Here is a 23955-nt window from a genome sequence, read left to right on the forward strand (position 1 = left end):
TCACGGCGCGGTCGGGCAGCCCTTGAGTGAAGTGTCGACGGTCTGATTGATCAGCGCCGCGAACCGCTTGAGGTTGTTCTGATGCGCCACCACCAGCTCGTCGATGCTCGGCCCGGCAGGCGACTGCAAAGTGGTGCGGCAGGTCAACGCCGGACGGTCGCCATTGACTTGCCTCAGGCGCCAGCGCACATCGAGCAGCGCGTACTGCCCGGGTACCGAGTCAAAGCGCTGCACCTCTACGCGCAAAGCCACGGCTTGCCGGGCATTGCTGTTGGCCAACTGATCGACCAAGGCGCTCCTCAGTTCATCGGCGAGGGTGGCGGCCCACCACTGAGTTTCAAGAATCGCCAGGCCGCTGTCGCCCTGGCGAATCACGATCTGAGCACGGTCGACCTGAGGCGGCACGCTGATGCTCTCAATGCGTACACCGCCGGCCTCTGCTCGCGTACTCGGGCTCAAGTGCGCCGGGGTCAGGGTGTGAAAGGCGATGGGTTCACTGCGACAGGCACCGAGCAGCAGCAGGGTGGCCAGCAATGTGATCTTCAACGGCAATGTCATGGCGGCTCCAATGGTCATTTGCGGGGTGGCCCTTGCAGGTCCGTCGGTGCGGCGTTATCGGGGCGGCCGCGAATCAGCGACTCCGGATGCCGGCCCAGGTAATCCGAAAGCTCGCGCAGGGAGCGCGACATGCGCCCCAACTCGTCGAGGGTCTGGGTCAGTTGTTCACGCTGCGGCGAGTCTTCGGCCAGGGTTGAACTGGCCGATTGCAGGGTCTTGCTCACGTCGCCCAAGGTCGTTTGCACACCCGGCAGCGTCTTGGCGTTGAATTGCGCCAGGCCCTTGCGCAGTTCGACCAGGCTGGCGTCGAGGTTGCCGGCAATGCGCTCCACAGGCAGTTGGCTGATCTTGTTGACGATGCCTTCGAACTTCTCTTGCAGTTGCTCCAGGTTGCCCGGGATGGTGGGGATGCCCACCGGGCGCTGGTTCGGGTCGAATGCGACTTTCTCGGCCTTGGGGTAGAAGTCCAGGGCGATGTACAACTGGCCAGTCAGCAAGTTGCCGCTGCGGGCCTGGGCGCGCAGGCCGTTTTCGATGAAGGTACCAATCAGGCGTACACCGGCTGCCTCATCGTCAGGGTTATTGTTCATGGCCTTGAGCAGCTTGGTGTGGGCCTCGCCGAGCAGTTGCGGGTAGATCACGATGCCGACATTGACCGGGAAGGTGCGTTTCTTCGCATCGAAATCCAGGTTGATCGATACAACCCTGCCGAACTCCACGCCAAGGAACTCCACCGGTGCGTCGACTTTCAGCCCGCGCAGAGCCTGATCGAAACGCAGGACCATGTATTGCCCCTTGCCGTTGGGTGGGGCGAGGGCGCTTTGCTGGTCTTCGAACAACTCAAAGCTGCGACTTTCTTCGGCCGGTTTGTCATTGGGGTTGTAGGGCGGCGCCTGGAAGGCGATCCCGCCCATCAACATGGACGACAAGGATTCGGTTTTCAGCGCGAAGCCATTGGCGCCAACGCTCAAGTCGACGCCGCTGGCGTTCCAGAACCGTGTGTTCTCAGTGATGTACACGTCATTGGGCGCATGCACGAAGATCTCGACATTCACACCCTTGCCTTCGTTGTCCAGCTCATAGGCCACCACCTGGCCCACCGGGATTTTGCGGTAATAGACCGGCGAGCCGATGTCCAGGGAACCCAGGGCCTGGGTGTGCAGCGTGAAGCGCTTGCCCGGTTCGCCGTAAGTGATGGGCGGCGGGTTTTCCAAACCGGTGAAGTGTTTAGCGCGGGTCTCGGACTGGCCGATGTCTGCGCCGATGTAATCGCCGGACAACAACGTGTCGATGCCCGACACGCCGCCTGCGCCAATGCGCGGGCGCACCACCCAGAATTTCGAATCTTCGCGGGTGAAGCTTTCGGCCTGTTTGACCAGCTCGACGGTGGCGTTGACGCTTTTCTGGTCATCACTCAGGGCCACGGCGGTTACCTGGCCGATCACCACGTTGCGGTATTTGACCTCGGTCTTGTTGGCTATCAGCCCGCTGCCGGTCTTGAAGTTGAGGACGATGGTCGGCCCTTGTTGCATGATGCTGTGAATCACCAGCGAGATCCCCACCAGCACAGCGACAATCGGCACGATCCAGACCAGCGAAACGCTGAAACGACGCGTCTTGATCACGGGTTGCCCCGCAGGGGTGTCAGCCTTGGATGAGCTCATCCGAGGTCTCCTCGTTAGGTGGGTTTTCCCAGATTAGCCGGGGATCAAAACTCATGGCCGCGAGCATCGTAAACACGACCACCAGGCCAAAAAACAGAATACCCAGGCGCGGTTCGATCGTGCCCAGGGCTTGAAACTTCACCAGCGCGGCCACCAGGGCGACCACTATGACATCGAGCATCGACCAATAGCCGATCAGTTCGATAAACCGAAACAGCTTCGAGCGCTCTTTGCGCGCCCACTGGCTATTGCGCTGCACGGTGACCAGCAGCAGCCCCAGCGACAAGAACTTGATGCCCGGCACGGCAATGCTGGCGATGAAAATGATCAGGGCAATGTCCCAGGCGCCGTGCTGCCAGAACTCCAGCACGCCACTCATGATAGTGCTGTCTGCGCCGGAGCCGAGCATGGTGGTGTTCATCACCGGCAGTAAATTGGCCGGGACATAAAAGGCGAGGGCGGTGAGCATGTAGGCCCAGGTTCGGGTCAGGGACTGCACCTTGCGCCGATGCAGCGCGGCGCCACAGCGCTCGCACTCGGTGGGTTCAAGGCGCATGTCGCAGGGCTGGCCGCAGGTGTGGCACAGGCACAGGTTCAGCTCGCGGGCGGTAGGCGGTGAATTCATACGGTGTCCCACAGGTCGCGCACATCGCGCCCGGCAATGCGGATCAGCAACAGGCTCAGGGCAGCCAAGGCAAACAGGCCGGTGCCAGGAATAACGTCCAGCATGCCGGCCAGCTTGAACACCGCGACCATCGCGCCCAGCAGGCACACCTCCAGCATGCTCCACGGCCTGAGCGCTTCGAGCCAGCGCATGCACAGCTTGAACGCCGGCGAGCGCCTACCGGCCAAGGCGAAACTCAGCACCCAGATCAGCAACAGCAGTTGAAACACCGGCGCGATAATGATGGAAATGGCCGCCACCAATGCAATGAATGTGATCGGCCCCAGGCTCAGTGCAACCACTGAGTCCCAGAGGGTGGCGCTGTTTTTCAAGCCTTGCAGGCTGATGCTCATCACCGGGTAAAAGTTGGCAAAGGTCCACAGCACTGCGGCGGTCACCGTCAGGGCCAGACGTTGTTGCACCGACAGGCCGTTATAGCGCTGCAGCACGCCAGAGCAGCGTACGCACAGGGCTTTCTGATGTTTGGCGAGCGTGACTTTCTCGTACACGCAGTCGCAGTGTTCGCAGATGATCTGTTGATTCGCCATGGGTGTTGCTCCAAATGCGACTGACTGCAGCAGGGGATTTCAATGGCGCTTGTGTAGCTTAGCAGCGGATAGGCCGCGCAATCGACGCCTTCCAGAGCAGGGGCAAGCTACACCATACTGCACTTGGAACGCGCCAGAGAGCTTGCAGGACACCCATGACTATTGAAAAACAACCGTTGATTCGCGAAACCTTCCCCGTCGGGCCGTTGCAGTGCAACTGCACCATCATTGGCGACCCGATCACTAAAAAAGCCATCGTAGTCGACCCCGGCGGTAATCACGAGTTGATCCTGGCGCGCCTTGATGCACTGGGCCTGAAGGTGGTGAGCATTATCCACACCCATGCTCACCTCGATCATTTTCTGGCCTCCGGGCAATTGAAAGAAAAGACCGGCGCCACGCTGCACCTGCACAAAGAGGATCAATTTCTCTGGGACAACCTGGAAATGCAATGCCAGATGTTTCGCGTGCCGTACGTCCCAGTGCCGTCGCCGGATCGCTGGCTGGAGCATGACGAAGAACTGGCCTGCGGCTGTGGGGTAGCCTTACACACCCCAGGGCATACGCCAGGCTCGATGAGTTTCTGGTTTGCCGACGCCAAGCTGTTGATCGCTGGCGATACCTTGTTTCGTCGTGGCGTAGGGCGTACGGATTTATGGGGCGGCGACCAGGCGACGATTGTGCGGTCGATCAAGCAGCGCCTGTATACGCTGGACGAAGGCGCGACGGTGGTCACTGGGCATGGGCCGGATACGTTGCTGGGCGATGAGATGCGGGAGAATCCTTTCGTGCGTGCGTGATGGGTTGTCGGCTCTGATACAAGCCGGTACAGACACACAGGCACAGACCCAAGCCAAAGACAGCTATGCTTTACGCACCCCTTCACGGAATTTTTGCCGTTTGTCGCGTTCCAAACTCGGCACAGGTCCATTGCCAAGGTCCTCTGCATCACAGAATGCAAAAGTAGGAGCTTCCTTCATGTTCACTCCGCGTCGTCTGCTTGTTGTCGCTACCGCCGTAGCCCTGTTGTCTGGCTGCGCCTCACCTAACCCTTATGACGGCAGCCAGGGACAGGCCAGCAATGGTTCCGAAAGCGGCATGAGCAAAACCGCCAAATACGGCGGCCTCGGTGCGCTGGCTGGCGCATTGGCCGGTGCGGCCATCGACCATAACAACCGTGGCAAGGGCGCGCTGATTGGCGCGGTGGTTGCGGGTGCCGGTGCGGCAGGTTATGGCTACTACGCCGACCAGCAAGAGAAAAAACTGCGTGAAAGCATGGCCAACACCGGGGTTGAGGTGCAGCGCCAGGGTGACCAGATCAAGCTGATCATGCCGGGTAACATTACCTTCGCCACCAACTCGGACGCGATCTCCAGCAGCTTCTACCAGCCGCTGAACAACCTGGCCAACTCCCTCAAGCAGTTCAACCAGAACACCATCCAGATCGTTGGCTACACCGACAGCACCGGTAGCCGTCAACTGAACATGGACCTGTCCCAGCGCCGTGCGCAGAGCGTGGCCAACTACCTGACCTCCCAAGGCGTCAACGGTGCCAACCTGAGCGCACGCGGTGCCGGCCCGGATAACCCGATTGCCAGCAACGGCGATGTGAACGGCCGTGCCCAGAACCGTCGTGTCGAGGTCAACCTCGGCCCGATCCCTGGCCAGCAATACGGCCAACCTGCGGGCCAGCAGCAGGCGCCACAGCAGAACAACCAGTTCCAGGGCAACCCGTACCAGCAATACCAGTAAACGTTAAACACTAAAAAGGGCGCAGTGCAGTCAATGCACGGCGCCCTTTTTTGTGGCTGTGTGGTCTACATCAGTCGATGTATTCGAACACCTTCACGATCTTCTGTACGCCCGACACGCCCTGCACCAAATTGGCTGCACGGGTGGCTTCGGCCTGGGTCAACAGGCCCATCATGTAGACGATGCCATTGTCGGTGACGATCTTGATCCGCGAACCAGGCACCGCACTGTCGGTCAGCATCTGGGCCTTGATCTTGGTGGTCAGCAGGGCATCGTTGCTGATGGCCAGCAGGGTGATCGGGTCCATGACCTGCAGTTCGTTGTGGACCTTCTTGACGCGTTGCACGCCAGCGGCGGCCTGCTCGGCCTGGGCCTTGAGATCGGCGCGCGGGGTTTGGCCTGCCAGCAGGACCACACCGTTGAAGCTGGTTACCACGATGCGCGAGGCCCCGTTGCCCAGGTCGGTAGCCGCCTTGGCAACGTTGACCTTCACCTTGGTTTCGATCAGCGAATCATCAATGGTGCTGCCGAAGGTGCGTGTGCCCCGGTCGTCCTGGATAGGGGTGTCCCGTGTAGCGGTGATAGCCGAGCTGCAGCCGCTGATGGCGACGCATAGCGTGATGGCCAAAAGACTGAGGCGATTAACGGTCATTCTTCACTCCCGAACAGTTGGCTGTCGATCAGATCGCACAGGCAGTGGATCGCCAGCAGATGAACTTCTTGGATACGTGCGGTGACATTGGCCGGGACGCGAATCTCCACGTCCTCTGGCAGCAGCAGCGACGCCATGCCGCCGCCGTCGCGACCGGTCAAGGCTACGACAATCATTTCGCGATCATGTGCGGCCTGGATCGCTTGAATAATATTGGCCGAGTTGCCGCTGGTGGAAATCGCCAGCAATACATCGCCCGGCTGGCCGAGGGCGCGGATCTGCTTGGAGAAGATTTCGTTGTAGCTGTAGTCGTTGGCAATCGAAGTGATTGTCGACGAGTCGGTGGTCAAGGCAATGGCCGGCAGGCTCGGGCGCTCGCGTTCGAAACGGTTGAGCAGCTCGGAGGAAAAATGCTGGGCATCGCCAGCCGAACCGCCATTGCCGCACGAAAGCATTTTGCCTTCGTTGAGCAAGGCATTGACCATCACCTGGCTGGCTTGCTCGATGTGCGGTGCAAGTACGTCCATCGCCTGTTGCTTGGTGTCGATGCTGGCCTGGAAAAGCTGGCGAATTCGGGATTGCATGTCCATCTGTGTGACCTTAAGTAGCGCGGCTGTTTGGCACAGGTAATGTGCAGCCCGCAAAGCAAAGAGCAAAAATGAGTGGTGAAGGTGCCCGGCGAATCAGCTGTCGAAGGCATTTTTGAGCCAGGTCAGATCAGCTGTGCCTGACGGGGTGCTTTCCATGGCAACCACATCGAAACGGCAGGGGCAGTCAGCCCAGCGATGCTCTTTTTGCAGAAAAAACTGCGCAGCGAGTATCAGCTTTTGACGCTTGCGCCCGTCGATACTGGCGAGCGCGCCACCCCATTGTGCGTGTTTTCTGTAGCGGACTTCGACGAATACTACTGTATCGCCGTCAAGCATGACCAGATCAAGCTCGCCGCGTTTACATAACCAGTTCTGCGCCAGAAGGCGCAGACCCTGTTGTTGCAGGTAATTGAGTGCATGCAGTTCGGCATCCTTGCCGCTTTGTGCGCTGGACCGCTCGGGCATCAGCGTGGGGTATCAGGCAGGCGCTGAATGTCGCCGCCGACGAACTTCGCCCACGGCATCTGGCGATCGACGCGCTGGTTGGCGCTGATGCCCAGGTTGCCCGAGAGGCCGTCGACACGAGTGTCCGGCAGTGCCTTGAGCTGGCCCAGGCGTGGCGCTAGGCGGTAGGCATCCACGCCCATCGCGTAGAGGCGGCCCAGGCTGCCATTGGCTTGCGGCCATTGTGCGGCGACCTGGTTACGCAGCGGGTCGGTGGTGTTAAGCAGCCAAGGGGTTTCGCAGAACATCACATTGGTCATGTCCAAGTACTGGTTGCGGTCACCACTGGCACTGAACACGTGAGAGGTCGCGTACACCGGCACATCGCCAGCGTATTGGAAGTTCAGGGTCGGTTTGATCTGCTGGGCCAGTTGCGGCGTGACGGCCAGGAAGATGAACTCGATGTCCTGGCGACGCGAAGGCTGGGCGGCGACGTCGGTGCCGACCGTGCTTTGCAGGCTCTTGGCGCGGCCTTCGCTCTTGCGCAGTTGGAACAGATCGGCGATCTGCTGGGCCAGGGCCACAGGCTGATCGACATATTCCACGCCCATGACGGTGCCACCATTGGCTTCCCAATCCTGGCGGAACGCCTTGTAGACGCGCTCACCCCATTCGCCACGGGGCACCATGGCGGCGGCGCGATGCAGGCCATCAGCACGGGCACGGCGCGACACTTCGCGGGCTTCGTCTTCAGCGGCCAGGCCGAACTGGAACAGTTGCGCCGGGCCTTGATCGGTCTCGCTGTAGTTCAGGGCCAGGGTGGTGATCGGCAATTGCGGGCGTGCGCTGAGTTGCTTGACCAGCGGTTTTTCCAGCGGGCCGACCACCAGTTGCACGCCGGCGGCCTGGGCCTTGGCGTAGAAGTCGTCGAGGGAGGTCAGGCGCGAGCTGTCATAGAACTCGATAACCGGTGGCTTCTGCCCGGCTTGCTCAGCCTGGTAGTGAGCCGCCATGAAACCTTCGCGCAGCGCTTTGCCCACAGCGGCCAGCGGGCCTTCCTGGGGCAGCAGCAGGGCGATCTTGTTCAGGGGCTGGCTGGCCAGTTCCTTGAGCTTGGTCAGCGGCGCTGGCAGTTGCACCGCCGCCGGGTGGCCCGGGTTCTGCGCGCGCCAGGTGTCGATGGCGGCTTGTTGTTGCTCCAGCGTACCGGCGCCCTTGACCGCCTGGGCCAGGGTGATCCAGCCATCGAGTGTCGGGTTGCCGGTGGCTTGCAGCTGTTCGGCTGGCAGCGCGGCAATCAATACCCAAATGGCTTCGTGGTTGCTGCTGGCAGCCTCGCCCGTCAGCAGGGGCGCCATGGCCACGCGCTCACGAGCGGCGGCGAGGGTTTGGCCGTCGGCTTCATAGGCGCGTGCATGCACGGTGCCGGTGCGGATCTGCTGGTCGGTCGGCAGTTCCTTCAGGCTTTGCAGGCTGGGGTGGTTCAGCGCTGCCAAGGCCGCCTTGGGCTGGTTGCGGCCCATTGCCAGTTCTGCGGCCAGGGTGCTGGCAAATACTTGCGCGGCTGGCTTCAGGGCATCCAGGGGCACTTGCGCAAGGATCTGCGAGGAGCGGCCGGGATTGTTCTGCTGGTAGGCCAGGTCTGCCGCGCTCAGGCGCAGCAACGCGGCTTTTTCTGGCGTCTTGGCGTTCGTCGCCTGTTCGAGCAGTTGCTCGATACTGGCATCGGGCGTGCGTGGCAGTTCGCCAAGACTGGAGGAGGGCGAACTGGCGCAAGCGGCCAGCAAGGCAGCGAGGCAGAGGGCGGAGAGCAGCCGCAGGCAAGCGATCATGTAAGTGTTCCTGATACCGATCAAATTAGCGTGGAAGTGTACCCAAGCACTGGCCCAGGCGCGATGTTCATGGCGTTAAACCGTGGATTTAGGTCGTGCAAATGTTGCCAGTAGCTGACGGTGGCTGAAACGGCATCGGCCGTGATGGCATATTTTCAAGGCTTCTACGCGCTACAATGTGACTTTTGCCAACCATCGAGGTGTGCGCTTTGACTGCTCCAGGTCCTTTGAATTCCACTGCTGGCTCGCTTTTTGTGGTGGCGACGCCCATTGGCAACCTGGACGACATCAGTGCCCGGGCGCTGAAAGTGTTGCGCGAGGTGAAATTGATCGCGGCAGAAGACACGCGGCACTCCCAACGGTTGATGCAGCATTTTGGTATCAGCACGCCATTAGCGGCCTGCCACGAACACAACGAACGTGAAGAGGGTAGCCGCTTTATCACGCGCCTTTTGGCGGGCGATGACGTCGCACTGATTTCCGACGCGGGCACGCCCCTGATTTCCGATCCGGGTTACCACCTGGTCCGCCAGGCGCGCGCCGCTGGTATTAATGTAGTGCCTGTTCCAGGAGCCTGCGCGCTGATTGCTGCATTATCGGCCGCCGGGTTGCCCTCGGACCGCTTTATCTTCGAAGGCTTCCTGCCCGCCAAGGCTGTAGGGCGTCGGGCGCGTCTGCAGGCACTTAAAGAAGAGCCGCGCACCTTGATCTTCTATGAGGCCCCGCATCGCATTCTTGAATGCCTGCAAGACATGGAGCTGGTGTTTGGCGGCGAGCGCCTGGCCTTGCTGGCCCGGGAGTTGACCAAGACCTTCGAAACCCTCAAGGGGCTGCCGCTGGAGGCGTTGCGGGCGTTTGTCGAGGGCGACAGCAATCAGCAGCGCGGCGAATGCGTGGTGCTGGTAGCCGGCTGGACCGCGCCGGAGAATGAAGACGCGGTGGGCAGCGAGGCCATGCGCGTCCTCGATTTGTTGCTCAAGGAAATGCCACTCAAGCGCGCCGCCGCCCTGGCTGCCGAAATTACCGGGGTGCGCAAGAATGTGTTGTATCAGGTCGCGCTCGATAAACAGAAGGCCGAATAGTTCCGGGCCTAAAACTGTATTTCGTCTGAACGTGATGGCAATGCTGCACTTTTAATACTTGTCCTCAAGCCGCCGTGCCGTTAACCTTCGCGGCGGAGAGTCGATTGGACAGTCGCTGCCCTCTATGAAAATTAGGGGGGGGAGGAAAGTCCGGGCTCCATAGGGCGAAGTGCCAGGTAATGCCTGGGAGGCGTGAGCCTACGGAAAGTGCCACAGAAAATAACCGCCTAAGCACTTCGGTGCCGGTAAGGGTGAAAAGGTGCGGTAAGAGCGCACCGCACGACTGGCAACAGTTCGTGGCTAGGTAAACCCCACTTGGAGCAAGACCAAATAGGGTCCCAAGGCGTGGCCCGCGCTGGGACCGGGTAGGTTGCTAAAGATGTCCAGTGATGGCCATCGTAGACGAATGACTGTTCAAGACAGAACCCGGCTTACAGATCGACTCTCCACCTTTTTTCCTTGCGTTCGAATCTCGTGCGCAAACCCGGTAGTAACGCAAGAATCCCTCCCTGCCAAATCATTGGCAGATGCATCTTCGTAATACCAAAAAAATCTTACTCTTAATAAATCACTTTAACTTTAAGCCCTAGCTCTTTGAGCTGTTTGCTGTTGTTGAGTCAAAAACATCGCAAAACTCTCGTTTCTCCTCCCTTTACCTTCCTAAATCTCCGTTCTGTAAGGCTTTTCCTTGTATACGCGCCTTGACGGTGTGGTGGGCGCATTCCTATAGTGTGCGCAAGTGGCGGAAAGTGGCACAAAGTGGGTTTTTTGAACGTAAAACGCTAAAATTTGGAGAAACGCATCTGTGTTTCGCGGAGCTAACGCTATCAGTCTCGATGCAAAAGGCCGTCTCGCCATGCCGAGCCGGTATCGTGACGAGCTCATTTCGCGAAGTTCAGGGCAGTTAATCATCACGATTGACGCCGTTGACCCTTGTTTGTGTGTTTACCCCCTCGACGAGTGGGAGTTGATTGAAACCAAGTTGCGCGCACTGCCTTCATTGCGTGAAGAAAACCGCCGCCTTCAGCGTTTGCTGATCGGTAATGCCGTCGACCTTGAACTCGATGGCAGCGGTCGTTTCCTGGTGCCTCCGCGACTGCGCGAGTACGCCAAGCTGGACAAGCGCGCAATGCTGGTAGGCCAACTGAACAAGTTCCAATTGTGGGACGAAGATGCCTGGGATGCTGTGTCTGCAGCGGACCTGGCTGCTATTCAACAACCGGGCGCCATGCCTGATGAACTGCGTGATTTGATCCTGTGACTATTGATAGCGGCTTTAACCACATCACCGTACTGCTTGACGAAGCCGTTGAGGCTCTCGCCGTACGTGCCGATGGCTGCTATGTCGATGGCACATTCGGCAGGGGCGGGCATAGCCGGTTGATACTCAGCCAGCTCGGGTCCGACGGCAAACTCCTCGGGTTCGACAAAGACCCTCAAGCGATTGCCACCGGGCAAGCGCTAGCGGCCGAAGACGGCCGCTTTGTCGTTGTGCAGCGCAGCTTTGCCGAGCTGGGCGCCGAAGTTGCCGAGCGCGGCATGGCGGGCAAGGTGGCCGGGGTTCTGCTCGACCTGGGCGTGTCTTCGCCGCAGCTCGATGACCCGGAGCGCGGCTTCAGCTTCATGAACGACGGCCCCCTCGACATGCGCATGGACCCTACCCGTGGGGTCAGTGCTGCACAGTTCATCGCCACCGCACCGGTGGAAGAAATCGCCCGTGTGTTCAAGGAATATGGTGAAGAGCGCTTCGCCGGGCGCATGGCGCGTGCCGTGGTCGAGCGCCGCGAAATCCAGCCGTTCGAACGCACCGCTGACCTGGCCGAAGTGCTGAAGGTCGCCAATCCGGCCTGGGAAAAGGGCAAGAACCCGGCGACCCGTGCGTTCCAGGGCCTGCGCATTCACGTCAACAACGAATTGGGCGATCTGGAAGCCGGCCTCGAAGCCGCTCTGGATGCTTTGGAAGTGGGCGGTCGCCTGGTGGTGATCAGCTTCCACTCCCTGGAAGACCGCATCGTCAAACTCTTCATGCGTCGTCTGGTCAAGGGCGAATCCGACAACCTGCCGCGTAACCTGCCGGTGCGTTTCGAAGCCTTTGTGCCGAAAATCAAAATCCATGGCAAAGCGCAGTTCGCTTCCGAAGCCGAACTCAAGGCCAACCCACGTTCCCGTAGCGCCGTCATGCGTGTTGCGGAGAAGTTGCGGTGAGCAAGCTTTTCGCCAAGCCCCTCCCGGGCGGCAGCTTCTTTATGTTGCTGCTGTTTGTCGGCGTGCTGGTGTCCGCGATTGCGGTGTCCTACAGCGCCCACTGGAACCGTCAGTTGCTCAATACCCTGTACGGGGAATTGAGCGTGCGTGATAAGGCCCAGGCAGAGTGGGGCCGGTTGATCCTTGAGCAAAGCACCTGGACGGCCCACAGCCGTATCGAAGTGCTGGCCACCGAACAGCTGAAGATGCACATCCCTGGCGCGGCTGAAGTCCGCATGGTGGCGCCATGATGAAACTCGAAGGGGCACTCTACCCGTGGCGCTTCCGCCTGATGCTCGGCTTGCTGGCATTGATGGTGGGCGCGATCGTCTGGCGCATCTTCGACCTGCAGGTCGTCGACCGCGACTTCCTGATCGGCCAGGGTGACGCCCGCAGCCTGCGGCATATTCCGATTCCTGCACACCGCGGCCTGATCACCGACCGTAACGGCGAGCCTCTGGCCGTCAGTACCCCGGTGACCACCCTGTGGGCCAACGCCAAGGAACTGCAAGTCGCCAAGGACAAGTGGCCTGAACTGGCCGCTGCCCTGGGGCAAGACCGCAAAGCCCTGACCGAGCGCCTGGAAGCCCAGGCCAACAAAGAATTCATCTACCTGGTGCGCGGGCTTACCCCTGAGCAAGGCCAGCAAGTGCTCGACCTTAAAATCCCCGGTGTCTATGGCATCGAGGAGTTTCGTCGTTTCTACCCGGCCGGTGAAACCACCGCGCATATGGTCGGCTTTACCGATATCGATGACCACGGCCGCGAAGGGGTCGAACTGGCCTATGACGAATGGCTGGCTGGGGTTCCGGGCAAACGCCAGGTCATCAAGGATCGGCGCGGCAGATTGATCAAGGACGTCCAGGTCACCAAAAACGCCAAGGCCGGCAAGCCTCTGGCGTTGTCGATCGATTTGCGCCTGCAATACCTGGCCAACCGCGAACTGCGTAACGCGATCATCGAGAACGGCGCCAAAGCCGGCAGCCTTGTGATCATGGACGTGAAGACCGGCGAGATCCTCGCCATGGTCAACCAGCCGACCTATAACCCCAACAACCGTCGCAACCTGCAACCGGCGATGATGCGTAACCGCGCAATGATCGACGTGTTCGAGCCGGGTTCGACCATGAAAGCCATCTCCATGAGCGCTGCCCTGGAAACCGGGCGCTGGAAACCCAGCGACAAGGTCGAGGTTTACCCAGGCACCTTGCAGTTGGGCAAATACACCATTCGTGACGTATCCCGCACTGAAGGTCCGGTGCTGGATCTGACAGGCATCCTGATCAACTCCAGTAACGTGGGCATGAGTAAAGTTGCCTTCGACATTGGCGGTGAAACGATCTATCACCTGGCGCAAAAAATCGGCCTGGGGCAACCCACCGGCCTCGATTTCCCAGGTGAACGCGTGGGCAACCTGCCGAACTACCGCGAGTGGAGAAAAGCCGAGACTGCCACGCTGTCCTACGGCTACGGCCTGTCGGTGACCGCCATCCAGTTGGCCCACGCTTTCTCGGTATTGGCCAATAACGGCCGCATGGTTCCACTGAGCCTGATCCATGTCGACGAAGCGCCAAAAGCCACCCAAGTGATCCCGGAGAACGTCGCCAAGACCATGCAAGGCATGCTGCAACAAGTGATCGAAGCACCGCGTGGCGTTTTCCGCGCCCAGGTGCCGGCGTACCACGTTGCGGGCAAGTCGGGTACGGCGCGTAAGACTTCGGTGGGCACCAAAGGCTATGCCGAAAACTCCTACCGTTCGCTGTTCGCCGGCTTCGGCCCGATGAGCGACCCGCGCTACGCCATCGTCGTGGTCATCGACGAGCCTAGTAAAGCCGGCTACTTCGGTGGCCTGGTTTCGGCGCCGGTGTTCAGCAAAGTGATGTCCGGCACCCTGCGCTTGATGAACATCACGCCGGACAACCTGCCGCCGACTCAACAAGCCAACGCCGGCCCACCGGCCGCAGCGGTCAAAGCCAATGGAGGGCGCGGCTGATGTCTCTTAGCCTGAACAAGATTTTTGCCCATGCCGGCCACGATCTGCTGATTCGTGAGCTGACTCTGGACAGCCGTAATGTGCGCGCCGGTGACCTGTTCCTGGCGGTACCCGGCGGCAAGCTCGATGGCCGTGCGCATATCGCCGATGCCCTGCAACGCGGTGCGGCGGCGGTTGCCTATGAAGTGGAAGGTGCCACCGTGCTGCCGATCACCGATGTGCCGTTGATTCCGGTCAAGGGCCTGGCTGCGCAGCTTTCTGACATCGCCGGGCGTTTCTACGGTGACCCGAGCCGCCAACTCAACCTGGTGGGCGTGACGGGCACCAACGGCAAGACCAGCGTGACCCAATTGGTTGCCCAGGCGTTGGACCTGCTGGGTCAGCACTGCGGCATCGTCGGCACCCTGGGCACCGGTTTCTATGGCGCGCTGCAAAGCGGCCTGCACACCACGCCGAACCCGATTGCCGTGCAAGCGACCCTGGCCGACCTGAAAAAGGCCGGCGCCAAGGCGGTTGCCATGGAAGTGTCTTCCCACGGCCTGGACCAAGGGCGTGTCACTGCCCTGGCCTTTGACGTGGCGGTGATGACCAACCTGTCCCGCGATCACCTGGACTACCACGGCACCATGGAGGCGTACGCCGCCGCCAAGGCCAAGCTGTTTGCCTGGAATGACCTGAAGTGCCGGGTGGTCAACCTCGACGACGCATTCGGCCGCCAGCTGGCGGAGCAAGACAGCGACGCGCGCTTGATCAGCTATAGCCTGCAAGATGCCAGTGCCTACCTGTATTGCCGCGAAGCCCAGTTCAATGACGAAGGCGTGCGCGCCACGTTGGTGACGCCGCAGGGCGAGCACCACTTGCGCAGCACCTTGCTGGGGCGGTTCAACCTGAGCAACGTGCTCGCCGCTATCGGCGCACTTCTGGGCCTGGATTACGCCTTGGATGAAATCCTGCGGGTACTGCCCAAGCTGGAAGGCCCGGCCGGTCGCATGCAGCGCCTGGGTGGCGGCACACAACCGCTGGTGGTGGTCGATTACGCCCACACCCCGGATGCCCTGGAAAAAGTCCTCGAAGCCCTGCGCCCACATGCCAAGGGCAAACTGCTGTGCCTGTTCGGTTGCGGCGGTGATCGCGATCGCGGCAAGCGCCCATTGATGGCCGAGATTGTCGAGCGCTTGGCCGATGGCGTACTCGTCACCGACGACAACCCGCGCAGCGAAGACCCCAGCCAGATTTTCGATGACATCCGTGTCGGCTTCAAAGACGCCTCCAAGGTCACCTTCGTCGCGGGCCGTGGCGCTGCCATCGCGCAGTTGATCGCCAGTGCCGGCGCGGACGACGTAGTGGTGCTCGCGGGCAAAGGCCACGAGGACTATCAGGAAATCAACGGTGAGCGCCATGCCTTCTCCGATCTGGTCGAGGCGGATCACGCCTTGACCGCGTGGGAGGTCGCCCATGCTTAAAGCGATGACATTCAGCGAATTGGCCCAGGCCCTGTCGGCCCGTGTGCTGTCGAGCGACTGCACATTCAACGGCGTGAGTATCGACAGCCGTAACATCCAGCCGGGGCAACTGTTTGTCGCCCTGGCCGGTCCGCGTTTCGATGGTCACGACTACCTCAACGACGTTGCCGCCAAAGGTGCTGTCGGTGCCCTGGTACAGCGTGAAGTGGCCGATTCTGCCTTGCCGCAATTGCTGGTAGCCGACACCCGCCTGGCCCTGGGCCAACTGGGCGCGCTTAACCGTGCCGCTTTTGATAAACCAGTGGCGGCCATTACCGGTTCCAGCGGCAAGACCACGGTCAAGGAACTGCTTGCCGGCGTCTTGCGCACGCGCGGGCCGGTACTCGCGACCCGTGGCAACCTGAACAATGATTTCGGCGCACCGCTGACCCTGCTCGAACTGGCCCCGGAACACACGGCGGCGGTGATCGAACTGGGGGCTTCGCGCATCGGCGAAATCGCCTACACCGTGGCGCTGACCCAGCCGCACGTGGCGATCATCAACAACGCCGGTACTGCCCATGTCGGCGAGTTCGGCGGCCCGGAAAAAATCGTCGAAGCCAAGGGCGAAATCCTTGAAGGCCTCGACGCTTCGGGCACTGCGGTACTGAACCTGGATGACAAGGCCTTCGAGACCTGGCGTGTACGCGCCGCCGGTCGCAAGGTCCTGACGTTTGCGGTACTCAATGCCGCAGCCGATTTTTACGCCTCCAACATCAATGTCGATGCCCGTGGCTGCCCGTCCTTCACCTTGCACACCCCGCAAGGTGACGAGCACGTGCAGTTGAATTTGCTAGGCAACCATAACGTCGCCAACGCCTTGGCCGCCGCCGCAGCCGCCCATGCCCTGGGTGTGTCGCTGTTCGGTATTGCCACGGGCCTGGGCGCGGTGCAGCCGGTGAAGGGCCGCACTGTGGCGCAACTGGCTGGCAACGGCATGCGCGTGATCGATGACACCTACAACGCCAACCCGTCCTCCATCAATGCCGCTGTGGACCTGCTCAAAGGCTTTGATGGGCGCAAGGTGCTGGTACTGGGCGATATCGGCGAATTGGGCGATTGGGCTGAACAGGGCCACCGTGAAGTCGGCGCCTATGCCGCCGGCAAAGTGGACGCGCTCTACGCCGTTGGCACGAACATGGCCCATGCGGTCAACGCTTTCGGCGCTGGCGCGCGGCATTTCGCCAGCCAGGCCGAGCTGATCCAGGCGTTGACGGCGGCTGAACATGACAAACACACAACCATTTTGATCAAGGGATCGCGCAGCGCGGTGATGGAAAACGTCGTCGCAGCCTTGTGTGGCTCAAGTACGGAGAAACATTAATGCTGCTGCTGCTGGCTGAGTATCTGCAACAGTTCCACAAAGGCTTCGCGGTCTTCCAGTACCTGACCCTGCGCGGGATCCTGGGTGTGCTGACCGCGCTGTCTTTGTCACTGTTTTTAGGGCCGTGGATGATCCGCACCCTGCAGAACCTGCAAATTGGTCAATCGGTTCGTAACGACGGCCCGCAGTCGCACCTGTCCAAGTCCGGCACGCCCACCATGGGCGGTGCGCTGATCCTGTCGTCCATCGGCGTCAGCACCTTGCTCTGGGCCGACCTTCATAACCGCTACGTGTGGGTGGTGCTGCTGGTGACCCTGCTGTTCGGTGCCATCGGCTGGGTGGATGACTACCGCAAAGTGATTGAGAAAAACTCCAAGGGGCTGCCAAGCCGCTGGAAGTATTTCTGGCAGTCGGTGTTCGGCCTGGCCGCTGCGATCTTCCTGTACACCACCGCGCCAAGTGCCGTGGAGACCACCTTGATCATCCCGATGCTCAAGGATGTGAGCATCCCGCTGGGTGTCGGTTTTGTGGTGCTGACCTACTTCGTGATCGTCGGCTCCAGCAACGCGGTGAACCTGACCGATGGCCTCGACGGCCTGGCGATCATGCCGACGGTGATGGTGGGCGGCGCGCTCGGCATCTTCTGCTACCTGTCGGGTAACGTGAAATTCGCTGAGTACCTGCTGATTCCTTATGTACCGGGCGCTGGTGAACTGATCGTGTTCTGCGGCGCGCTGATCGGTGCCGGCCTGGGGTTCCTGTGGTTCAACACCTACCCGGCACAAGTCTTCATGGGCGACGTCGGCGCACTGGCGCTGGGCGCTGCCTTGGGCACCATCGCGGTGATCGTTCGCCAGGAAATCGTGCTGTTCATCATGGGCGGCGTGTTCGTGATGGAAACCCTGTCGGTGGTCATCCAGGTGGCGTCCTTCAAGTTGACCGGGCGCCGCGTGTTTCGCATGGCGCCGATTCACCACCACTTTGAACTCAAGGGCTGGCCTGAGCCACGCGTGATTGTCCGTTTCTGGATCATCACCGTGATTCTGGTACTGGTCGGCCTTGCCACCCTGAAACTGAGGTAGAAACGAGTGTCCCTGATCGCTTCAGACCACTTCCGCATCGTTGTCGGCCTCGGCAAGAGCGGCATGTCCCTGGTTCGCTTCCTGGCGAACCGGGGCACGTCGTTTGCCGTGGCCGATACGCGGGAAAATCCACCGGAGCTGGTCACGCTGCGCCGTGACTACCCGCACGTGGAAGTGCGTTGTGGCGAGCTGGATGTCGAGTTTCTGTGCCGTGCCGATGAGCTCTACGTGAGCCCGGGCCTGGCCCTGGCGACACCGGCCCTGCAAGCGGCGGCGGCCCGTGGCGTGAAGCTGTCCGGCGATATCGACCTGTTCGCGCGCAACGCGAAGGCGCCGATCGTGGCCATCAGCGGTTCCAACGCGAAAAGCACTGTCACCACCCTGGTGGGCGAGATGGCGGCGGCGGCGGGCAAGCGTGTGGCCGTCGGCGGCAATCTTGGCGTGCCGGCCCTGGACCTGCTCAGCGACGACGTCGAGCTGTACGTGATGGAATTGTCGAGCTTCCAGCTGGAAACCACCCACGACCTGGGCGCCGAAGTGGCGACAGTATTGAACGTCAGCGAAGACCATATGGACCGCTACAGCGGCCTGCCGGCTTATCACCTGGCCAAGCACCGGATCTTCCGTGGCGCCAAGCAATTTGTAGTCAACCGCCAGGATGCCCTGAGCCGTCCGCTGATGGGCGAGGGCATGCCTTGCTGGACTTTCGGCCTGGGCAAACCGGATTTCAAAGGCTTTGGCATTCGCGAAGAGAACGACGAGAAGTACCTGGCGTTCGAATTCCAGAACCTGATGCCGGTACGCGAACTGAAAATTCGTGGCGCACACAACCAGTCCAATGCCCTGGCGGCCTTGGCGCTCGGTCACGCGGTTGGCCTGCCATTCGACGCCATGCTCGCCAGCCTGCGCACCTTTGCCGGGCTTGAGCATCGCTGCCAGTGGGTGCGCGACCTCAATGGCGTCAGCTATTACAACGACTCCAAAGCCACCAACGTCGGTGCAGCCCTGGCGGCCATCGAAGGCCTGGGTGCCGATATCGACGGCAAGCTGGTGCTGATCGCCGGTGGCGATGGCAAGGGTGCCGACTTCAAGGACCTTAAAGCGCCAGTGGCCGCCCATTGCCGCGCCGTGGTGCTGATGGGCCGCGATTCGGACCTGATCGCCGCCGCCCTCGGTGACGCTGTACCGCAAGTACGCGCAGCTTCCCTGGACGACGCCATTGCCCAGTGCAAAGCCCTGGCCCAGCCCGGCGATGCGGTGTTGCTGTCGCCCGCGTGCGCCAGCTTCGACATGTTCAAGAACTATGAAGAGCGCGGCCACCTGTTCGCCCGCGCCGTGGAGGCTTTGGCATGAGCCTCAACCTGAGAAACATCATCAAGCCCTACCCGTCGCCGATCATTACCGGGCGCGGCATTGACCTTGATTTCCCTATGCTCGCCGGTTGCCTGGCGCTGCTCGGCCTGGGCCTGGTGATGATCACCTCGGCGTCCTCCGAAGTGGCTGCCGTGCAGTCGGGCAATACGCTGTACATGATGATCCGTCACCTGGTGTACCTGGTGATCGGCCTGGGCGCCTGCATCGTCACCATGATGATCCCGATTGCCACCTGGCAGCGTCTGGGTTGGCTGATGCTGATCGGTGCGTTCGGCTTGCTGGTGATGGTGATCGTGCCGGGCATTGGCCGCGAGGTGAACGGTTCGATGCGCTGGATCGGCTTCGGCGCGTTCAACGTGCAGCCTTCGGAAATCGCCAAGGTGTTCGTGGTGATCTACCTCGCCGGTTACCTGGTGCGCCGTCAGAAAGAAGTACGCGAAAGCTGGATGGGCTTCTTCAAGCCGTTCATCGTGCTGCTGCCCATGGCTGGCCTGTTGCTGATGGAGCCCGACTTCGGGGCCACGGTGGTGATGATGGGCGCCGCCGCCGCGATGCTGTTCCTGGGTGGCGTCGGGCTGTTCCGCTTCACCTTGATGGTGGTGCTGGCGGTCGCGGCGGTGACCATCCTGGTGCAGGCGCAGCCCTACCGGATGGCGCGTTTGATCACCTTTACCGACCCTTGGTCCGACCAGTTCGGCTCCGGCTACCAGTTGACCCAGGCGCTGATCGCCTTCGGTCGCGGCGAGTGGCTGGGCGTGGGCCTGGGCAACAGTGTGCAGAAGCAGTTCTACCTGCCGGAAGCCCACACCGACTTCGTGTTCTCGGTATTGGCCGAGGAGTTGGGTGTGGTGGGTTCGCTGTGCACCGTTGCGCTGTTTGTGTTCGTTTGCGTGCGCGCCATGTACATCGGCTTGTGGGCCGAGAAGGCCAAGCAGTTCTTCGCTGCCTACGTGGCGTATGGGTTGGCCTTCCTGTGGATCGGCCAGTTCCTGATCAACATCGGTGTGAACGTCGGCCTGCTGCCGACCAAGGGCCTGACCTTGCCGTTCCTCAGTTACGGTGGCAGTTCGTTGGTGATTTGCTGCGCCTGTCTCGGCTTGTTGCTGCGTATCGAGTGGGAGAGCCGTACCCACCTGGGCAGCGAAGAGATGGAGTTCAGCGAAAGCGACTTCGCCGAGGAGCCGACCCATGGGCGCTAACGTGCTGATCATGGCGGGCGGCACTGGGGGCCATGTGTTCCCGGCCCTGGCTTGCGCCCGTGAATTCCAGAACCGTGGCTACACCGTGCACTGGCTGGGTACGCCCCGTGGCATCGAAAACGAATTGGTGCCTAATGCCGGCTTGCCGCTGCATTTGATCAACGTCACCGGTTTGCGCGGCAAGAGCAAGTTGTCGTTGCTCAAGGCGCCGTTCGTGTTGCTCAAGGCGGTCATGCAGGCGCGCAAGATCATTCGCGAGCTCAAGCCGGTGTGTGTGCTCGGCTTTGGCGGTTATGTGACCGGCCCCGGTGGCGTCGCGGCGAAACTCGCTGGCGTGCCGGTGATCGTCCACGAACAGAACGCCGTCGCCGGTACCGCCAACCGCCTGCTGGTGCCGTTGGCTGCGCGGGTGTGTGAAGCCTTCCCGAAAACCTTCGCCGCCTCTGACAAGCTTCGCACCACCGGCAACCCGGTGCGTACCGAACTGTTCATGGCCATTGCGCGTGACGCGCTGGCGGGGCGCAAGGCTCACCTGCTGATCCTGGGCGGAAGCCTGGGCGCCGAGCCACTGAATAAATTGCTGCCTGAAGCCGTTGCGCAACTTCCTGAGGATGTGCGCCCGGAGATCTTCCACCAGGCCGGCAAGAATCACGATGAAGTCACCGCCGCGCGTTATCGCGAGGCCGGTGTAGAGGCCAACGTACAGCCCTTCATCAAAGACATGGCCCAAGCCTATGGCTGGGCCGACCTGGTGGTCTGCCGCGCTGGTGCGCTGACCGTCAGTGAACTGGCGGCCGCCGGTCTGCCGTCCTTGCTGGTGCCTTTGCCCCACGCCATCGACGATCACCAGACCCGCAACGCCGAATATTTGGCCGGGGAGGGCGCTGCCTTCCTGCTGCCGCAAAGAACGACTGGCGCCGCCGATTTGGCCGCTCGCCTGACCGAGGTTTTGATGCAACCGGAACGACTCAACAGCATGGCGAGCACCGCAAGCCGCCTGGCCAAACCTGACGCAACCCGCACCGTGGTCGATATCTGCCTGGAGGTGGCCCATGGTTGAGAATCAGAAAGCCATGCCGCAACCCGAGATGCGCCGCATCCGTCGTATTCACTTCGTCGGTATCGGTGGCGTGGGCATGTGCGGGATTGCCGAAGTGTTGCTGAACCTGGGCTACCAAGTGTCCGGCTCGGACTTGAAAGAGTCGCCGGTCACCGAGCGCCTGAAGTCCTTCGGCGCGCAGATCTTTATCGGCCACCGTGCCGAGAACGCTGCCGAGGCCGATGTGCTGGTGGTGTCCAGCGCCGTGAACACCTCTAACCCGGAAGTGGCCACCGCCCTTGAGCGCCGTATCCCTGTGGTGCCACGTGCCGAGATGCTCGCCGAGCTGATGCGCTATCGCCACGGCATCGCCGTCGCCGGTACCCATGGCAAGACCACCACCACCAGCCTGATCGCCTCGGTGTTCGCCGCCGGTGGCCTGGACCCGACCTTCGTCATCGGTGGCCGCCTGAATGCAGCCGGCACCAATGCCCAGCTAGGCACCAGCCGCTACCTGATCGCCGAAGCCGATGAAAGTGACGCGAGCTTCCTGCACCTGCAACCGCTGGTCGCCGTCGTCACCAACATCGACGAAGACCACATGGCGACCTACGACGGCGACTTCAACAAACTGAAGAAAACCTTCGTCGACTTCCTGCACAACCTGCCGTTTTACGGTTTGGCCGTGGTGTGCCTGGACGACCCGGTGGTGCGTGAAATCCTGCCTCAGGTCAAACGCCCGACCGTGACCTACGGCTTCAGCGAAGACGCCGACGTGCGCGCAATCAATGTGCGCCAGGAAGGCATGCAAACCTTCTTCACCGTGCTGCGTCCTGATCGCGAGCCGCTGGACGTGTCGGTGAACATGCCGGGCAACCACAACGTGCTGAACTCTTTGGCGACCATCTGCATTGCTACCGATGAAGGCGTCAGCGATGAAGCCATCGTCGAAGGCCTGTCGCGCTTTGCCGGTGTGGGCCGTCGTTTCCAGGTCTACGGCCAACTGCCGGTTGAAGGCGGTGACGTGATGCTGGTGGACGACTACGGTCACCACCCGACCGAAGTTGCGGCCGTGATCAAGGCCGTGCGCGGTGGCTGGCCGGAGCGCCGGCTGGTGATGGTGTACCAGCCGCACCGCTACAGCCGCACCCGTGACTTGTACGACGATTTCGTCAATGTACTGGCCGATGCCAACGTCCTGTTGCTGATGGAAGTCTACCCGGCCGGTGAAGAACCGATCCCGGGCGCTGACAGCCGCAAGCTGTGCAACAGCATCCGCCAGCGCGGCCAGTTGGACCCGATCTACATCGAGCGTGGCGTGGACCTGGCGCCAATCGTCAAGCCGCTGCTGCGTGCCGGCGACATCCTGCTGTGCCAGGGCGCCGGTGATATCGGTGGCCTTGCGCCCAAGTTGCTGGCGAGCCCGCTGTTTGCAGCCGCCAAGGGGAAGTCGAAATGACCACTGACTACGGCTCCCTGTTCTCCACTATTACTCCAGCCGATTTTGGTCGCGTTGCCGTGTTGTTCGGCGGCAAGAGCGCCGAGCGCGAAGTGTCGCTCAAGTCCGGCAATGCGGTGCTTGAAGCGCTGCAAAGTGCTGGTGTGAACGCGTTCGGTATCGATGTGGGCGATGACTTCCTCGCCCGTCTGCAGGCCGAAAAGATCGACCGCGCCTTTCTCATTCTTCACGGCCGCGGCGGTGAAGACGGCAGCATGCAGGGCCTGCTCGAATGCGCCGGCATCCCTTACACCGGCAGCGGCATCCTCGCCTCGGCCCTGGCGATGGACAAGTTGCGCACCAAGCAGGTGTGGCACAGCCTGGGCATTCCAACCCCGCGTCACGCCGTATTGTGCAGCGAAGACGATTGTATTTCTGCGGCCAAGGAACTGGGCCTGCCTTTGATCGTCAAACCAGCCCATGAAGGCTCCAGTATCGGCATGGCCAAAGTGAACTCGGCCGCCGAATTGATCGACGCATGGAAAGCGGCAAGTACCTACGATTCGCAAGTGTTGGTGGAACAGTGGATTTCCGGTCCCGAGTACACCATCGCCACCCTGCGTGGCCAGGTATTGCCGCCCATCGCTTTGGGCACGCCCCACACCTTTTATGACTACGACGCCAAGTACCTGGCTTCCGATACTCAGTACCGGATCCCATGCGGCCTCGAAGCAACCAAGGAACAAGAATTGATGGACCTCACGGCGAAAGCCTGTGAGGCGCTGGGTATCGCCGGTTGGGCGCGGGCAGACGTGATGCAGGATGACCAAGGGAATTTCTGGTTCCTTGAAGTCAACACCGCACCGGGCATGACCGACCACAGCCTGGTTCCCATGGCAGCCCGTGCCGCCGGTCTGGATTTCCAGCAGTTAGTGCTGGCGATCCTGGCCGACAGCATTGAGCCAAGAGGCTAA

General features: G+C 61.2%; 23 protein-coding genes and 1 other RNA gene. 16 read left to right on the plus strand and 8 right to left on the minus strand.

Annotation, left to right across the window (positions count from 1 at the left end; genetic code table 11):
* Genes N2A98_RS04855 through N2A98_RS04870 form a run of 4 tightly spaced genes read right to left on the minus strand, consistent with a single transcriptional unit; the run spans position 1 to position 3434 of the window.
* On the minus strand, positions 1-558 hold the full coding sequence (locus tag N2A98_RS04855; protein ID WP_044271919.1) for a PqiC family protein: 558 nt from the start codon (positions 556-558) through the stop codon (positions 1-3).
* Positions 559-572: 14 nt separating this feature from the next.
* Positions 573-2222, minus strand: a complete 1650-nt coding sequence (locus tag N2A98_RS04860; protein WP_034134886.1) for an MlaD family protein — start codon at positions 2220-2222, stop codon at positions 573-575.
* Entirely contained in the window at positions 2203-2847 is a 645-nt protein-coding gene (locus N2A98_RS04865) for a paraquat-inducible protein A (protein WP_034134887.1), read from the minus strand. Before N2A98_RS04865 ends, N2A98_RS04860 begins: the two co-directional genes overlap by 20 nt.
* A complete protein-coding gene (locus tag N2A98_RS04870; RefSeq protein WP_014716964.1) occupies positions 2844-3434 on the minus strand; it encodes a paraquat-inducible protein A in 591 nt (196 codons plus the stop codon). The genes N2A98_RS04865 and N2A98_RS04870 overlap by 4 nt, the downstream gene beginning before the upstream one ends.
* 155 nt (positions 3435-3589) lie before the next feature.
* On the opposite strand from N2A98_RS04870, the gene N2A98_RS04875 reads away from it, so the two are divergent.
* On the plus strand, positions 3590-4234 hold the full coding sequence (locus N2A98_RS04875; protein WP_003188651.1) for an MBL fold metallo-hydrolase: 645 nt from the start codon (positions 3590-3592) through the stop codon (positions 4232-4234).
* A gap of 178 nt (positions 4235-4412) precedes the next feature.
* Positions 4413-5186 (plus strand): OmpA family lipoprotein, encoded by a 774-nt coding sequence (locus N2A98_RS04880; RefSeq protein ID WP_003188654.1) that lies wholly within the window; start codon positions 4413-4415, stop codon positions 5184-5186.
* Between the two features lie 70 nt (positions 5187-5256).
* Here the strand turns inward: N2A98_RS04880 and N2A98_RS04885 are convergent, their stop codons facing one another.
* The 4 genes from N2A98_RS04885 to N2A98_RS04900 all read right to left on the minus strand — a co-directional run bounded on the left by N2A98_RS04885 (position 5257) and on the right by N2A98_RS04900 (position 8704).
* Positions 5257-5838 (minus strand): BON domain-containing protein, encoded by a 582-nt coding sequence (locus N2A98_RS04885; RefSeq protein WP_003188655.1) that lies wholly within the window; start codon positions 5836-5838, stop codon positions 5257-5259.
* Positions 5835-6428 (minus strand): phosphoheptose isomerase, encoded by a 594-nt coding sequence (locus tag N2A98_RS04890; RefSeq protein WP_007904374.1) that lies wholly within the window; start codon positions 6426-6428, stop codon positions 5835-5837. The genes N2A98_RS04885 and N2A98_RS04890 overlap by 4 nt, the downstream gene beginning before the upstream one ends.
* 93 nt (positions 6429-6521) lie before the next feature.
* Positions 6522-6893: a YraN family protein gene (locus tag N2A98_RS04895; protein ID WP_003188656.1), complete on the minus strand. Its 372-nt coding sequence runs from the start codon at positions 6891-6893 to the stop codon at positions 6522-6524.
* The gene (locus N2A98_RS04900) at positions 6893-8704 is read right to left on the minus strand and encodes a penicillin-binding protein activator (protein WP_003188658.1); all 1812 of its coding nucleotides are present in this window, start codon (positions 8702-8704) and stop codon (positions 6893-6895) included. The genes N2A98_RS04895 and N2A98_RS04900 overlap by 1 nt, the downstream gene beginning before the upstream one ends.
* Positions 8705-8913: 209 nt before the next feature.
* Here N2A98_RS04900 and rsmI point away from each other — a divergent pair, with 209 nt between their 5' ends.
* The 14 genes from rsmI to N2A98_RS04970 all read left to right on the plus strand — a co-directional run bounded on the left by rsmI (position 8914) and on the right by N2A98_RS04970 (position 23955).
* Complete coding sequence (gene rsmI, locus N2A98_RS04905; RefSeq protein WP_032897619.1) at positions 8914-9786, plus strand: 16S rRNA (cytidine(1402)-2'-O)-methyltransferase; 873 nt, start codon at positions 8914-8916, stop codon at positions 9784-9786.
* A gap of 96 nt (positions 9787-9882) precedes the next feature.
* Positions 9883-10236: RNase P RNA component class A (gene rnpB / locus N2A98_RS04910), an RNA gene on the plus strand.
* Positions 10237-10591: 355 nt separating this feature from the next.
* Positions 10592-11047, plus strand: coding sequence for a division/cell wall cluster transcriptional repressor MraZ (mraZ, locus tag N2A98_RS04915; protein ID WP_003171868.1), 456 nt, complete (start codon positions 10592-10594; stop codon positions 11045-11047).
* 2 nt (positions 11048-11049) lie between these two features.
* The gene (rsmH, locus tag N2A98_RS04920) at positions 11050-11991 is read left to right on the plus strand and encodes a 16S rRNA (cytosine(1402)-N(4))-methyltransferase RsmH (RefSeq protein ID WP_087149552.1); all 942 of its coding nucleotides are present in this window, start codon (positions 11050-11052) and stop codon (positions 11989-11991) included.
* The gene (gene ftsL / locus N2A98_RS04925) at positions 11988-12281 is read left to right on the plus strand and encodes a cell division protein FtsL (RefSeq protein ID WP_003188663.1); all 294 of its coding nucleotides are present in this window, start codon (positions 11988-11990) and stop codon (positions 12279-12281) included. The genes rsmH and ftsL overlap by 4 nt, the downstream gene beginning before the upstream one ends.
* On the plus strand, positions 12281-14023 hold the full coding sequence (locus tag N2A98_RS04930; protein WP_019816949.1) for a penicillin-binding protein 2: 1743 nt from the start codon (positions 12281-12283) through the stop codon (positions 14021-14023). Before ftsL ends, N2A98_RS04930 begins: the two co-directional genes overlap by 1 nt.
* Positions 14023-15486: a UDP-N-acetylmuramoyl-L-alanyl-D-glutamate--2,6-diaminopimelate ligase gene (locus tag N2A98_RS04935; protein ID WP_032893523.1), complete on the plus strand. Its 1464-nt coding sequence runs from the start codon at positions 14023-14025 to the stop codon at positions 15484-15486. Before N2A98_RS04930 ends, N2A98_RS04935 begins: the two co-directional genes overlap by 1 nt.
* Positions 15479-16849: a UDP-N-acetylmuramoyl-tripeptide--D-alanyl-D-alanine ligase gene (gene murF / locus N2A98_RS04940; RefSeq protein WP_275623085.1), complete on the plus strand. Its 1371-nt coding sequence runs from the start codon at positions 15479-15481 to the stop codon at positions 16847-16849. The genes N2A98_RS04935 and murF overlap by 8 nt, the downstream gene beginning before the upstream one ends.
* Positions 16849-17931, plus strand: a complete 1083-nt coding sequence (gene mraY, locus N2A98_RS04945) for a phospho-N-acetylmuramoyl-pentapeptide-transferase (protein WP_003188670.1) — start codon at positions 16849-16851, stop codon at positions 17929-17931. Before murF ends, mraY begins: the two co-directional genes overlap by 1 nt.
* Positions 17932-17937: 6 nt before the next feature.
* Positions 17938-19284, plus strand: a complete 1347-nt coding sequence (gene murD / locus N2A98_RS04950) for a UDP-N-acetylmuramoyl-L-alanine--D-glutamate ligase (protein WP_275623086.1) — start codon at positions 17938-17940, stop codon at positions 19282-19284.
* Positions 19285-19292: 8 nt separating this feature from the next.
* Positions 19293-20504 carry a putative lipid II flippase FtsW gene (ftsW, locus tag N2A98_RS04955; protein WP_161793210.1) on the plus strand — a complete coding sequence of 404 codons (1212 nt, stop codon included), beginning with the start codon at positions 19293-19295 and terminating at the stop codon, positions 20502-20504.
* Positions 20494-21564 (plus strand): undecaprenyldiphospho-muramoylpentapeptide beta-N-acetylglucosaminyltransferase, encoded by a 1071-nt coding sequence (gene murG / locus N2A98_RS04960; protein ID WP_003188675.1) that lies wholly within the window; start codon positions 20494-20496, stop codon positions 21562-21564. The genes ftsW and murG overlap by 11 nt, the downstream gene beginning before the upstream one ends.
* The gene (murC, locus tag N2A98_RS04965; protein WP_020301253.1) at positions 21557-23002 is read left to right on the plus strand and encodes a UDP-N-acetylmuramate--L-alanine ligase; all 1446 of its coding nucleotides are present in this window, start codon (positions 21557-21559) and stop codon (positions 23000-23002) included. Before murG ends, murC begins: the two co-directional genes overlap by 8 nt.
* Positions 22999-23955, plus strand: coding sequence for a D-alanine--D-alanine ligase (locus tag N2A98_RS04970; protein ID WP_069557944.1), 957 nt, complete (start codon positions 22999-23001; stop codon positions 23953-23955). The genes murC and N2A98_RS04970 overlap by 4 nt, the downstream gene beginning before the upstream one ends.

Source organism: Pseudomonas sp. FJ2-5-13, assembly GCF_029201605.1.
Classification (GTDB): Bacteria; Pseudomonadota; Gammaproteobacteria; order Pseudomonadales; family Pseudomonadaceae; genus Aquipseudomonas; species Aquipseudomonas lactis.

Coding starts and splice junctions, on each gene's coding strand:
- N2A98_RS04935 (WP_032893523.1), top strand. CDS start 14,023: ATGTCTCTTAGCCTGAACAAGATTTTTGCCCATGCCGGCCACGATCTG.
- N2A98_RS04870 (WP_014716964.1), bottom strand. CDS start 3,434: ATGGCGAATCAACAGATCATCTGCGAACACTGCGACTGCGTGTACGAG.
- N2A98_RS04900 (WP_003188658.1), bottom strand. CDS start 8,704: ATGATCGCTTGCCTGCGGCTGCTCTCCGCCCTCTGCCTCGCTGCCTTG.
- murG (WP_003188675.1), top strand. CDS start 20,494: ATGGGCGCTAACGTGCTGATCATGGCGGGCGGCACTGGGGGCCATGTG.
- N2A98_RS04890 (WP_007904374.1), bottom strand. CDS start 6,428: ATGGACATGCAATCCCGAATTCGCCAGCTTTTCCAGGCCAGCATCGAC.
- N2A98_RS04885 (WP_003188655.1), bottom strand. CDS start 5,838: ATGACCGTTAATCGCCTCAGTCTTTTGGCCATCACGCTATGCGTCGCC.
- N2A98_RS04855 (WP_044271919.1), bottom strand. CDS start 558: ATGACATTGCCGTTGAAGATCACATTGCTGGCCACCCTGCTGCTGCTC.
- mraY (WP_003188670.1), top strand. CDS start 16,849: ATGCTGCTGCTGCTGGCTGAGTATCTGCAACAGTTCCACAAAGGCTTC.
- N2A98_RS04880 (WP_003188654.1), top strand. CDS start 4,413: ATGTTCACTCCGCGTCGTCTGCTTGTTGTCGCTACCGCCGTAGCCCTG.
- N2A98_RS04860 (WP_034134886.1), bottom strand. CDS start 2,222: ATGAGCTCATCCAAGGCTGACACCCCTGCGGGGCAACCCGTGATCAAG.
- N2A98_RS04970 (WP_069557944.1), top strand. CDS start 22,999: ATGACCACTGACTACGGCTCCCTGTTCTCCACTATTACTCCAGCCGAT.
- murC (WP_020301253.1), top strand. CDS start 21,557: ATGGTTGAGAATCAGAAAGCCATGCCGCAACCCGAGATGCGCCGCATC.
- N2A98_RS04930 (WP_019816949.1), top strand. CDS start 12,281: ATGAAACTCGAAGGGGCACTCTACCCGTGGCGCTTCCGCCTGATGCTC.
- N2A98_RS04865 (WP_034134887.1), bottom strand. CDS start 2,847: ATGAATTCACCGCCTACCGCCCGCGAGCTGAACCTGTGCCTGTGCCAC.
- N2A98_RS04895 (WP_003188656.1), bottom strand. CDS start 6,893: ATGCCCGAGCGGTCCAGCGCACAAAGCGGCAAGGATGCCGAACTGCAT.
- murF (WP_275623085.1), top strand. CDS start 15,479: ATGCTTAAAGCGATGACATTCAGCGAATTGGCCCAGGCCCTGTCGGCC.
- N2A98_RS04875 (WP_003188651.1), top strand. CDS start 3,590: ATGACTATTGAAAAACAACCGTTGATTCGCGAAACCTTCCCCGTCGGG.